This is a genomic window from Candidatus Electronema sp. JC, from assembly GCF_048287365.2.
GTDB lineage: Bacteria > Desulfobacterota > Desulfobulbia > Desulfobulbales > Desulfobulbaceae > Electronema.
Map to the genome: position 1 here is coordinate 17,373 of NZ_JBLWEM020000069.1, position 11,252 is coordinate 28,624.

The 11,252-nt window shown below is 59.6% G+C and carries 10 protein-coding genes and 1 pseudogene; 5 read left to right on the forward strand and 6 right to left on the reverse strand.

From position 1 onward, the window contains the following. Positions 1-142 precede the first annotated feature (142 nt). Positions 143-1,336 carry a GNVR domain-containing protein gene (locus ACNKH3_RS11895; RefSeq protein ID WP_420209383.1) on the forward strand — a complete coding sequence of 398 codons (1,194 nt, stop codon included), beginning with the start codon at positions 143-145 and terminating at the stop codon, positions 1,334-1,336. Here ACNKH3_RS11895 and ACNKH3_RS11900 read toward each other — a convergent pair whose 3' ends face one another. The 4 genes and pseudogenes from ACNKH3_RS11900 to ACNKH3_RS11915 form a co-directional block, all read right to left on the reverse strand. Beyond that, positions 1,337-2,056 carry a hypothetical protein gene (locus ACNKH3_RS11900; protein WP_420209384.1) on the reverse strand — a complete coding sequence of 240 codons (720 nt, stop codon included), beginning with the start codon at positions 2,054-2,056 and terminating at the stop codon, positions 1,337-1,339. Between the two features lie 80 nt (positions 2,057-2,136). Next, positions 2,137-2,310, reverse strand: coding sequence for a dual CXXC motif small (seleno)protein (locus tag ACNKH3_RS11905; protein ID WP_420209385.1), 174 nt, complete (start codon positions 2,308-2,310; stop codon positions 2,137-2,139). Between the two features lie 10 nt (positions 2,311-2,320). Then, positions 2,321-2,890, reverse strand: coding sequence for an orotate phosphoribosyltransferase (pyrE, locus tag ACNKH3_RS11910; RefSeq protein WP_420209392.1), 570 nt, complete (start codon positions 2,888-2,890; stop codon positions 2,321-2,323). 66 nt (positions 2,891-2,956) lie between these two features. Continuing rightward, a pseudogene (locus ACNKH3_RS11915) lies at positions 2,957-3,283 on the reverse strand (NUDIX domain-containing protein); the annotation flags it as partial. Between the two features lie 358 nt (positions 3,284-3,641). Here ACNKH3_RS11915 and ACNKH3_RS11920 point away from each other — a divergent pair. From ACNKH3_RS11920 to ACNKH3_RS11935, 4 genes are read left to right on the forward strand one after another with little or no spacing between them, the layout of a single operon-like run. After that, a complete protein-coding gene (locus tag ACNKH3_RS11920) occupies positions 3,642-4,241 on the forward strand; it encodes a TetR/AcrR family transcriptional regulator (protein ID WP_420209386.1) in 600 nt (199 codons plus the stop codon). Further along, on the forward strand, positions 4,238-5,389 hold the full coding sequence (locus tag ACNKH3_RS11925; protein ID WP_420209387.1) for an efflux RND transporter periplasmic adaptor subunit: 1,152 nt from the start codon (positions 4,238-4,240) through the stop codon (positions 5,387-5,389). The genes ACNKH3_RS11920 and ACNKH3_RS11925 overlap by 4 nt, the downstream gene beginning before the upstream one ends. After that, a complete protein-coding gene (locus tag ACNKH3_RS11930; RefSeq protein ID WP_420209388.1) occupies positions 5,386-6,588 on the forward strand; it encodes an ABC transporter permease in 1,203 nt (400 codons plus the stop codon). The genes ACNKH3_RS11925 and ACNKH3_RS11930 overlap by 4 nt, the downstream gene beginning before the upstream one ends. Before the next feature lie 2 nt (positions 6,589-6,590). Then, positions 6,591-7,301 (forward strand): ABC transporter ATP-binding protein, encoded by a 711-nt coding sequence (locus tag ACNKH3_RS11935; RefSeq protein ID WP_420209389.1) that lies wholly within the window; start codon positions 6,591-6,593, stop codon positions 7,299-7,301. 428 nt (positions 7,302-7,729) lie between these two features. Here the strand turns inward: ACNKH3_RS11935 and ACNKH3_RS11940 are convergent, their stop codons facing one another. Both ACNKH3_RS11940 and ACNKH3_RS11945 read right to left on the reverse strand, forming a co-directional pair. Next, positions 7,730-10,306, reverse strand: coding sequence for a cobyric acid synthase (locus tag ACNKH3_RS11940; RefSeq protein WP_420209390.1), 2,577 nt, complete (start codon positions 10,304-10,306; stop codon positions 7,730-7,732). Further along, positions 10,303-10,941, reverse strand: coding sequence for an HAD family hydrolase (locus tag ACNKH3_RS11945; protein WP_420209391.1), 639 nt, complete (start codon positions 10,939-10,941; stop codon positions 10,303-10,305). The genes ACNKH3_RS11940 and ACNKH3_RS11945 overlap by 4 nt, the downstream gene beginning before the upstream one ends. Positions 10,942-11,252 lie beyond the last annotated feature (311 nt).

An 11,252-nucleotide genomic window follows, 5' to 3' on the forward strand; every position in this document is an offset into this window, starting at 1 on the left:
CGGCTCCGCCGCTGCGGTCAAGAAATAAATTGCGGGCCGGGCAGGTGAAAACAGCTTGCAGGAACCCGGCCTTATGCTTTAGTAATAAAGGCAGTCCGGCTGCCAGCGCGTCATGCAGCCGTTGCAAGCCACCACGAACGCGATGAACGTCATGCCTGATTTTTTCAGCCGAATGCAAGCGAACCTGACCGGGATGGTCGCCGTGTTTTTTTTGATCACCCTGCCAGTTGCGGTCGTGACCTTCACCCAGCCTGTCGAATATGAGGCGAAGACCGGCATTCTGATCCGGCAGGGCCAGCGCGGCAAAGCCGATCTCAAGGCCGAACTGGCCCTGCTGCACGGCAACGTGCTGGCGGAGCAGATTCTCAAGGCCGTCGGCCCGGAGCGGCTCTTTCCTGAGGCGGCGGGCGCGGAGGACAGGCTGCGCCAGTTCCAGAGGCGGCTGCGGGCGCAGGCGGTGCGGAACAGCCGCATCGTGGAAATCACTTTCAGGCATTCCGACCCGGAGCTGGCTGCCGAGGCCGCCAACGCCGCAGTCAGGCTGCTGGGGCCGGAGCTGGATAAGCTCGACGATCCGCAGGCCGCGCTGCTGGAGGAGGAGCTGCTTCTGCGCAGAAAGCAGCTCCAGCAGGCGCAGAACGTCCTGAGCATGTTCCGCCAGAACAGCAGGCTGCATCTACCCGACCGCCAGCGGCGGCATCTGGCCATTGAGCGGGGCAGAATGGAGGCCGTGCTGGCCGAGGAAGCGCGCAAGGAGCAGGAGCTGGCAGGCGAGCTGGCCGAGCTGCGGCGGCAGTTCGCCGCCGTGCCGGTCAAGGTTGAGGAAAGCAGAAGCGCTTTTTTGGAAATGAAACTTTATCTGCACGAGCTGCGGCGCAAATATGACGCAACGCAGCCCTTGGCCGTGGAGGCCGCGAAGCAGCTGGAGCGGATGCGGCAGCAGCTGCAAGGCGGCGCTGACTTGGACGCGCTGGCAGACTGGATAGCCCGGACCAACGCCGCGCACAGCGCACAGAAAGGGGCGGAAGAGGCGGCGCGCTTTCAGCTGGACAAGCTGGCCGAACAGCAGCGGCAGCAGGCCGAGCAGGCGAAAATATTCAGCAGTCTGGAGGCGGAAGTGGAAAAAAACAGGGAGCTGTACGCCCAGCAGCTGAATAAAGTGGAGACCGGGCGGAAAGCCGGAGTCAAAGGCGGGCTGGTGACGGTGATTGAGCAGGCTTTGCCGCCGGAGCGGCCAGCCAGACCGAAAAAACTGCGCAACATGCTGGCGGCAGTTTTGTTCGGCCTGATGGGCAGTCTGCTCTGGGGCGGCCTGCGGCGGCGGCAGGCAGGCTGATCAGGGCTGCTTGGCCTGCCCGGCGCCGGGAGTGATCCCGTTGATCAGAAAACGCTGCTGCATCTCCTGCCGCATTTTCGGATCAGCAAAGGTCTCCCGCATGGTCTGCTCCATAATTTTCATCATTTTTTCATTGATCGTAGATTGAACAGCCGGATCCATCTTGATGGAGGAGATGGCGGAGTCAATCTGAAGACCGCCGTTTGGCTCCGGCTGCGCCGCCGCCGGATCAAGGCCCAGCACGTTCTGCATCTGAAGCCGCATCATTGAGTCTGGAACAGCTGGCATCATCATCGTGCCGCCCTGCGCCGCCTGGCCCGCAGCAGGAGAGGCGGACTGCATCTGCCCGGCCATCTGCTGGGTCATTTGCTGCATCATCTGCGCCTGCATCCGCTGCTGAATGCCGCTCATGTCAGGCATCATGACTCCCTGCTGCGCCGCCTGGCCCGGAGCAGGAGCGGTCTGCTGCGGCGCGCCCTTCGTCATCTGCGCGGCAGGAGAGGCGGACTGCATCTGTCCGGCCATCTGCTGGGTCATTTGCTGCATCATCTGCGCCTGCATCCGCTGCTGAATGCCGCTCACATCAGGCATCATCGGCATTCCTTGAACGTTCCCGCCGCGCAAAGCGCCGTCGTCATTCTGCTGCTGGGCCGCCGCCGCCCCTGCCAGCAGCAGCATCACAGCCGCAGCCGCTCCGGCTGCCGACAGTTTTTTCGTCATGATTTTTCTCCTTGTTTCATCAATGAGCCGCCGCGCCGCCCCCCGGCCCGGCTGGCTCCATCGTTTCCGAGCGCGTTCCGTCAGTCGTAAATAATGCAGCTGTGCCGTTCCAGCAGCTTTTCCGTTTCCGGGTCCAGTTCTGCCGCCAGCTCATGAATCCGATGCTCTCTGCCGCAGCTTTCGCAGCGGAGGCGCACTTGACGGCACCGCCTGGTGATTTCCAGCTTTTCATGCCCGCATCCCTTGCACTGCATGGCGCGCCTCTCAGCCGATGAGCTGGGAACGGGTGAAAATGGCCTTCAGCGGACAGCCCGCCTGCGCCAGCACCTCAGCCCCGCCTTCCTCGCGGTCAACCACGGTCGCCACCAGACCCACCTTGAAGCCTTCCTTCTCCACCCGCTCGATCACCTTGAGCAGGGTGCCGCCGGTGGTGACGACATCCTCCAGCAGGGCCACCGCGCAGCCGGGCTGGAGATTGTTCTTGCCTTCCAGATAATTGCCGGTGCCGTGCCCCTTTACCTCCTTGCGGACGATGAAGGCTGGAATCGGGCTGCCCGCGAGATGGCTGGCAATAGCCACTGCCGTCACAAGCGGATCCGCGCCGAGGGTCATGCCGCCCACGCCGCCGACAGGCTGCGGCGCCTGCCGGATCAGCTCGAAAAGCAGCCTGCCGCAGAGCCAGCCGCCTTCCGCGTCCAACGTGGTCTGCTTGCCGTCAATGTAGAAATCCGAGGTCTTGCCGGACGTGAGGGTGAAGGTGCCTTGCCGGCAGGATTTTGCTAAAAGCAGCTCCTTGAGCCGCTGCCGTTCATCTGCGCTGCGCATCGTCTTCATCATGTTCTCAGCGGCGCGGGCCACTGGCTGAAAAATCTCCGGCAGCAACGCTGCCGCCTCTGACAGCGGCGCCCAGATTCTGCTCCGGTCCCGCTCCCAGTCTCCTGCTTCGCCAACGGCTTCCGCAAGATAAAAAGTGAAACGTGAAGGCAGACTGTCCGCACCCGCCGCCTCCACCGCTGTCAGCTGCGGGCCGATCCGCACTTGACAGCCTGATTCTTCGAGACATTCCCGCGCTGCGGCTGCCGCAGGCATTTCGTCCGGCTCCACGCCGCCCACGGGAAAAACCCACGCGCCTTTGCTTTTGCGCGAGCTGACCAACAAAACCAGCGGCTCCTGGCCCGGCCCCTGCCGCCAGACCACTGCGCCGGCTTTTTCTTTCACTGACTGCATTGTTCCTCCTTGAAAAAAGGGATTCTGGCACCGCTTATCTGTACCAGAATTCCTGCCGGAAAGGCAAGCTCTGAGTCGCGATCTGAGAAGCAATGGTCAGCAGGATGTGCGGGGTGAGTTGAGCAAGGCGTTGACGGCTGCATCCATAGATAGAAAGCCTGCTGTCCGCCCCCTTTTTGTATTCAGTTCATCCTACTGCCCTTTGTCCAAAAAAGCAAGGCGGGCTGTTGCGGCCCGCTTTCTGGCGGAAAAAAAAGTCCGCGACGTGCACGCCGCTATTCCTTCGCAGAAATATTTCTTGCAATCTATTCCTGTCTTGATAAGATAGTAATAGATTACTTACTTTATGGTGCAAGCAATGCGCAAACATCTCCCGGCAGATGAACGGCGAGCGGCCACAGTAAAAGCTGTGATCGATCTGGCTGCTGAACAAAATCCAAGCGATATCACCACTGTGGCGATTGCACGACGCATGGGCCTGACCCAAGGTGCGCTGTTCCGGCATTTCCCGACCAAGGATGCCATTATAGAAGCTGTAATGAGCTGGGTGGCAGAACGCCTCCTTGTTCGGACAGACAAAGCGGCGCAAAGTTCCGCTTCTCCGATTGCTGCTCTTGAGGCAGTTTTCATGGCACATATTGACTTTGTTTCGGAGCACCCAGGCGTGCCAAGGATGCTCTTTGGGGAATTGCAGCGATCCGGAGACACTCTGCCAAAGAAAATAGTTCAGACTCTGATCAAGCACTACGGAGAACGCATACACCGGCTGCTTGAAATGGGAAAAGCGTGCGGGGAACTTGATGCGGGCTTAGATGTGGATGCTGCCTCCGTTTTGTTCATCGGGTCAATTCAAGGCTTGGTGATGCAATCCCTGATCGCAGGCGACGTGACTCGCCTTCGCCAAGACGCAGCAGGCGTTTTCTGCATTTATCACCAAGGCATTAAGAGGGCAGCATGAAGCTTCCACATCTGCATTGCCGCACATTCGCGCTCATCACCGTTATTGCCCCATTGCTGGTTCTGTTCATTTATGTCGCCATGCATTCAGGGCCGTTAGCTCCGGTGAAAGTGACAGTCAGCGCTGTGGAATCCAAATCAGTCGCCCCTGCTTTATTCGGTATTGGCACAGTGCAAGCGCGATTTACCTACAAGATTGGCCCTACCTTCACTGGGCGCGTCAAGTGGCTTGATGCGCATGTCGGCGATACCGTGGAAGCCGACCAAGTGCTGGGCGAGATGGATGCAGTGGATTTGGACGACCGCATCGTCGCGCAGCAAGCGGCCATCAAGAGTTCGGAGGCAGTCGTGCGACAGGCAAAGGCGAAGCAATCCTTTGCGCAAATACAGGTCACACGCTACGAACAACTTCTGGCGGTGCGCGGCACCAGCAAGGAAAACGTCGCAACTAAACAACAAGAACTGACGGTGGCGAATGCCGCACTGGCTGCCGCAGGCGAGGATGTCATCCGTCTGCGAGCCGAGTTGGAAGGGCTTCGGACGCAACGCGGCAATTTGAGACTGGTGGCCCCTGCGGCTGGATTGGTGACGGCGCGTGATGCCGAGCCAGGCGCCACTGTGGTTGCAGGACAAACGGTGCTTGAGGTCATTGATCCAACAAGTCTTTGGGTCGATGCGCGTTTCGACCAGATCAGCGCTGAAGGACTGGCAGCAGGCCTGCCTGCTCAGATTGCCCTGCGCTCACGACGAACCCAGAGCCAATCTGGCAGCGTGTTGCGCATCGAGCCGCGCGCTGATGCCGTAACCGAAGAACTCCTGACAAAAATTGTTTTCGACACAACACCAGCACCGCTGCCGCCCTTGGGTGAATCGGCTGAAGTCACGGTGCAGTTGGACAAACTGTCCGTTGCGCCGGCCATCCCTAATGCGGCCATACGCACGGTCGATGGGCAACGCGGCGCGTGGAGGCTTGTTGATGGGGATTTGATCTTCACGCCGCTCACACTGGGTCGTTCCGATCTGGACGGCTGTGTTCAGATCATCAAAGGATTGACTGTCGGTGACCGCGTGGTGCTCTACAGCGAAAAGGCGCTCAGCGCCAAAAGCCGGATTGTCATCGTCGAGCGTCTGGCAGGAATGTCGCCATGATCAGCTTGGCCGGGCGGGATATTCTGCATGCGTGGGGAAAATTTATTTTCACCGGCGTAGGACTCGGCCTGCTGATCGGTGTCACTTTGATTATGGCTGGCGTATATCGCGGCATGGTCGATGACGGCAAGATTTTGCTGAACAACAGCGGCGCAGACCTGTGGGTAGTGCAAAAAGATACGCTTGGCCCCTACGCCGAGTCGTCCAGCATTCCTGACGATCTCTGGCGCAGCATTCGCACCATGCCCGGCGTGGCACAGGCAGCCAATGTCACCTATCTGACAATGCAGGTCAGAAAAGGCGACAAGGATGTGCGAGTCATGGTGGTGGGCATCACGGCTGGAGAACCGGGAACGCTTGGCTGGCCGCCGCAACTCACAGCAGGCCGCCAGATCACACGCGGCCACTACGAGGCCGTCACCGACATGGCGACCGGTTTTCGGCTTGGAGATGCGCTCAATATTCGCCGCAACCGCTACACAGTGGTTGGCCTGACGCGCCGCATGGTGTCCTCAAGCGGCGACCCGATGGTGTTCATTCCGCTCAAAGATGCGCAGGAGGCGCAGTTTCTCAAGGACAACGATGCCATCCTGATGCAGCGTCGTCGCATTGAGGCAAATCCCGCCTTCAATCGTCCCGGTGTGCCAGGCCTGCTCGATGCAGTGATCTCCTCGCAGACCAGCAGCAACTCGGTCAATGCCGTGCTGGTGCGCATCCGGCCCGATTATCCCCCGGAAGATGTGGCAAATCCAATCCAGCGTTGGAAGCAATTCACCGTTTATGACCGCACGCAGATGGAAGAGATTCTGGTGGGCAAACTCATCGCCACATCGGCCAAGCAAATTGCCATGTTTTTAGTAATTCTGGCCATCGTCAGCGCAACCATCGTGGCGTTCATCATTTACACTCTGACTATGGACAAAATTCGTGAGATTGCCGTGCTCAAGCTGATTGGCACGAAAAATCGCACCATCGCAGCAATGATCCTGCAACAGGCGCTGGTGTTGGGGATGATTGGATTCGTGGTTGGCAAGGTTGCCGCAACCTTCGCTGCTCCCTTATTTCCAAAATATGTGCTGCTGGTGCCTGCTGACTCGATCACTGGATTCTTTGTTTTGCTTGTCATTTGTGTGCTGTCAAGCATTGTCGCTATCCGCATGGCGCTCAAGATCGATCCGGCTGAAGCGATAGGAGGCTGAAGATGGCAGCAAAAGGCATTCACATTGAAGGGTTGAGCAAGTGTTATGGCAAGGGCGATACAGCTGTCTTCGCCTTGAAGGATGCGAACATGCATGTCCTGCCTGGCGAAGTGGTCGGCCTGATTGGTCCTTCAGGCTCAGGCAAGAGCACCTTGCTCAAATGTTTGGGCGCAGTGATCAACCCCACCGCCGGACGCATGGTGCTGGGCGACGAGATAATTTTCGACAATGAATGGAAAGTGCGCGACTTGCGGGCATTGCGCCGCGACAAGATCGGTTTTGTGTTTCAGGCTCCCTATCTCATTCCATTTCTTAATGTCACCGATAACGTGGCTTTGTTGCCAATGCTCGCTGGAGTGTCTAATGCCGAGGCACGAAAGAGCGCTCTCGATCTCCTCACCGCGCTGGATGTGCAACACCGCGCCAAGGCCATGCCCGTTCAGTTGTCCGGCGGCGAACAGCAACGCGTGGCCATCGCGCGCGGGCTGGTCAACCGCCCGCCGGTGATATTGGCTGACGAGCCAACCGCGCCGCTGGATTCGGTACGGGCCATGGCGGTGATCCGCATTCTCAACGATATGGCCAAGCACTTTGAAACCGCCATCATCGTGGTCACTCACGATGAAAAGATCATACCGACCTTCAAACGTATCTACCACATCCGCGATGGCATCACGCACGAGGAAGCTGGCGAAGGGCGCAGTTTCGACTGACAGCCTGCCGGGGAGAACGGAAAAAAGTAAAAAAAAGCCCGTCAACCTGTTAAGGCCGCTGGCTTTATGAACTGCTATATTCAAAAAATGGTGCGAAGGCCAGAGCCACTAAAAGCGAAGTAACGATACGAAACAAAATGAAAAATCAGTCCGAATAAAACATTTTCCCCAAATATCCGTTTTCTGCAAATCTGTTGAGCATCGTTTCAGGGGTTCATCACAGCGGCGGGGCCGGGTGTTCAGCCGTAAAAAAAGTAGATAACCTAATGTGCAACTCTTATGCAGCAACCAACCCATCCAGATCAAGCGGAGGGCGGTTGCAAGATAAGTTAAGGAAAATACAGACAGTATGCGCCAAAATTTTATGGATCAGCCGGTGTTGAAAATGCCAAAAATCGTGCGTTCGGATGTGATCGGCGTTCCCGCTCTCACACACCCAATAGCCGACGGATTCCCTCAATATCCAACTGCTGCCGCAGCACGTCAGCCAGACGGTCAAGGGCAGGCTCGATGTCGTATCGTGCGCCTGCGCTGCTGTCCAAGGCGGCCAGCCCTTTGCGCAGGCGCAGGCGGTTGAGCAGCCAGCGGCGGAAGGAGTCGCTGTCGAAGATGCCGTGCAGGTAGCTGCCCCAGATCTTCCCTGAAGCGTCCGCGCAGCCGCAGGTGCCGCCATCGTCGAAGGCAAGCAGGCGCTCCGCCGCTGTCTGGCTCAGGCCATGATGAATCTCATAGCCGCGTACTGGCAGGCCGGAGGGCAGATGCACGCCCTGCCTGCGGATCAAGGTTTTCTCCGCCGCCAGCTCGGTGCTTAGGTCGAGTAGGCCAAGGCCGTCGCTGCGGCAGCCCGGCTCGCCTTCCAAACCGTGCGGATCAGCCACCGAACGGCCTAGCATCTGGAAGCCGCCGCAGCTGCCGACAAGCTCCGCGCCTGCCGCCGCCAGCTTGCGGACAGCTTCGGCCAGGCCATGCTCCTTCAGCCAAGCGAGGTCTGCCGGAACATTCTTGGAGCCAGGCAGGATGACGCAGTCCGGCGTGCCCAAGTCCTCAGCCTTCCGCACCGTGCGCAACCAGACATCCTGCTCCTCCAGCAGCGGCTCCAAGTCGGTGAAGTTGGAGATGTGCGGCAGGTCAAGCAGGACGATCTCGACATGCGGCCCGGCAGGCTTGGGACGGTTGAGCGCGCCCGTCTTGAAGCTGACCGAATCCTCCTGCGGCAGGCCGAGATCCGGCAGCCACGGCACCACGCCGAAGACCGCCTTGCCTGTGCGCTGCTCCAGAAAGCGGTGCGCGTCAGCAAGCAGCGAGGCATCGCCCCGGAAACGGTTGACGAGGAAGCCTGCCAGCAGCCTGCGTTCCCACGGGGCCATCACCTCGACATGGCCGACAAAGGAAGCGTACACGCCGCCCCGGTCTATGTCGCCCACCAGCAGGGCCGGAGCCTGAGCGTGCCGGGCCATGCGCATGTTGACGATGTCGTGCGCCTTGAGGTTGACTTCACCCGGACTTCCTGCGCCCTCCAGGATTATGCAGTCGTGTTCGGCAGCCAGCTCATCGTAGGTTGTGCAGACCGTGCGCCAGAGCTGCTCTTTATAACGCACGTACTCGGCCACGCGCATGTTGCCCACAGGCTTGCCAAGGACAATCACTTGACTGCCCACGTCGGAATTCGGCTTGAGCAGGACAGGGTTCATCCGTGCGTCCGGGTCAAGAAGGCAGGCCTGCGCCTGCACCGCTTGAGCGCGGCCCATCTCCAGGCCGTCCTTGGTCACGCAGGAATTAAGCGACATGTTCTGAGCCTTGAACGGGGCAACCCGCAGGCCGTCTTGCAGCAGGACACGGCAGAGACCAGCGGCAAGCACGCTCTTGCCCACGTCCGATCCGGTGCCGAGCAGCATCAGGGCAGGAGTCCTCTTCTTTTTGCCGATGGAGGCAACGGCTGACCCCAGCGCCAGCGTCAGGCGCATGGCGTTGACAAGGCGGCTGTTCTCCTCCTCCGAGCGCACCGCGATGCGGAAATACTGCCTGTCCAGACCCTCGTAGTCGGCGCAGGCGCGTATGGCAATGCGGAAGTCCCGCAGCAGCTTTTCCGCCAGCTTGGCAGCGTCAGTGCGCACGTTCAGGCGCAGGAGCAGGAAGTTGGCTGCTCCTTCAATCACCCGCACCTGCGGCACGTGTTCGGCCAGCTCGCGGCAGAGCATCTCGCGGCAGCGGCGCACAGTTTCCCGGCTTTGACGAAGGTAGCCGTCCTCGCCTAAGACAAAGGCTCCGGCGGCCTGGGCCAACGTGTTTACCGCCCACGGCGCAATTTGGCTGCGGATGGTCGCGCAGTGCTGTTCCGAAGCGGCGAGGAAGCCGAGACGCAGGCCCGGCACCGCGTAGAGCTTGGTCAGCGAACAAAGGGTGATGATGTTCTCCCGGCAGCAGGCCACGCTCTCATATCCTTCCACAAACCCGGCGAATGCCTCGTCAATGAGGAAGAGCGTCTCCGGGCAGCGGTCGGCCAAGGCCAGCAGCTTGTTGCGGTCACACATCCTGCCGGTGGGATTGTTCGGCTGGCCGAGGATAAGGAGGTCGCCCGGACGGAGAATGCTGTAGAGGGCGCGCAGGTCAGGCTGGAAGTCCTCCTCCTCAGGCAGCGGCACAGACATCGCCTTGATGCCGGCCTTGGCGCAGGCATGGCGGTAGTCAACATAAGCGGGAACAGGAATCACTGTCCGCTGCGGCCTCAGGGCGCGCACTGCGGCATGAAGCAGCTCGGATGTGCCGTTGCCGACAATGATCTGGGTAGAGAAGAGCCGGCGCCGGTTGGAGATGGCTTTGATCAGCTCTGACGCGTCAGGATCAGGATAGTGAACTATATCCTGCATCCGCGCTGCCAGCACGTGCCAGAGCTGCTCTGGCGGGCCAAGCGGATTGATGTTGGCACTGAAGTCGAGGATATCGTCCGGCTTGCAGCCGCAGCGGGCCGCAAGATCGTGCAGATTGCCGCCGTGCGTGTTTTTCATGGGCGCAGCTCCAGAGCCGCGAAGGGCGGCAGATTGAGGATGTCCATGAAGCGGGAGACATGCCAGTGCGCCTCCAGCTCTGGGTTGCGGAAGGCGATCAGATCAACCCCAGCAGCAGCTGCGTGCGCCTGATCCACGCTGGAGTCGCCGATAAAGATGGCCTCGTCAGGCCGGAGCTGGAAATGCTCCAAGATCACATGCAGCGCGTCGGGCGCAGGCTTGGGCCGGGGAGCGTTGGCAGCAGTCATGACGATCTCGAACCACGGACGCAGGCCGAAGATGTCCAAGATCATGTCCATCGAGGTGGTGCGGTTAGTGGAAATGGCCCGATGGCAGCGCGGAGCAATGATCCGCAGGAAATCGAGCAGGTCCGGTGCCATGAGCATGTGCCGCAGGTACGGCGTGTAATCAAGGGTCTTGGCGTAGTCCGTGGCCGCCTCCATCGGAATGCGACCGTGCTTGCGGAAGATATGGCGGATGGAGTCGCTCACGTTGTGCATGTGGACGTAATCCATCTCCTCTTTGTCCATCAGCGGGCAGCCGAAATGAGCGAGCAGGTCGTTGTAATAAACCCTGTTGGCCTCGCGGGAGTCAAACAGCACTCCGTCGCAGTCAAAGACGACAAGTTTGAGCATGGTCTGGGGGAATAGGGATCAGGTTGAAGGCGAGGGCAAAGGTGGCATCAAGCAGCCAGTCTCGACTGTTCGACTGCGCTTGGCGTGTGCGCGATGCAAGGGCAGGCCGCTCATGCCCGCCCGCAGCTGCATGAGCCAGCATACCCAGCCTGCCAGTTTTTTCAACAGAGATAGGAGTTACGCAGTTGCATAAAGATTGATAGGCTCAAGCGTATAAATCGGTTTCGTCAAATACGCCCGAACAGCGTCACGGATGATGGCAGTCTTTGCCTCGAACCAAGAAATTCATTTGACAAAACAATGATATTCAA

Bases quoted from the DNA above. Each gene is read 5' to 3' on its own strand.
- ACNKH3_RS11940 (WP_420209390.1), bottom strand. From the start codon at position 10,306: ATGAAAAACACGCACGGCGGCAATCTGCACGATCTTGCGGCCCGCTGC.
- ACNKH3_RS11905 (WP_420209385.1), bottom strand. From the start codon at position 2,310: ATGCAGTGCAAGGGATGCGGGCATGAAAAGCTGGAAATCACCAGGCGG.
- ACNKH3_RS11895 (WP_420209383.1), top strand. From the start codon at position 143: ATGAACGTCATGCCTGATTTTTTCAGCCGAATGCAAGCGAACCTGACC.
- ACNKH3_RS11930 (WP_420209388.1), top strand. From the start codon at position 5,386: ATGATCAGCTTGGCCGGGCGGGATATTCTGCATGCGTGGGGAAAATTT.
- pyrE (WP_420209392.1), bottom strand. From the start codon at position 2,890: ATGAAGACGATGCGCAGCGCAGATGAACGGCAGCGGCTCAAGGAGCTG.
- ACNKH3_RS11945 (WP_420209391.1), bottom strand. From the start codon at position 10,941: ATGCTCAAACTTGTCGTCTTTGACTGCGACGGAGTGCTGTTTGACTCC.
- ACNKH3_RS11900 (WP_420209384.1), bottom strand. From the start codon at position 2,056: ATGACGAAAAAACTGTCGGCAGCCGGAGCGGCTGCGGCTGTGATGCTG.
- ACNKH3_RS11925 (WP_420209387.1), top strand. From the start codon at position 4,238: ATGAAGCTTCCACATCTGCATTGCCGCACATTCGCGCTCATCACCGTT.
- ACNKH3_RS11935 (WP_420209389.1), top strand. From the start codon at position 6,591: ATGGCAGCAAAAGGCATTCACATTGAAGGGTTGAGCAAGTGTTATGGC.
- ACNKH3_RS11920 (WP_420209386.1), top strand. From the start codon at position 3,642: ATGCGCAAACATCTCCCGGCAGATGAACGGCGAGCGGCCACAGTAAAA.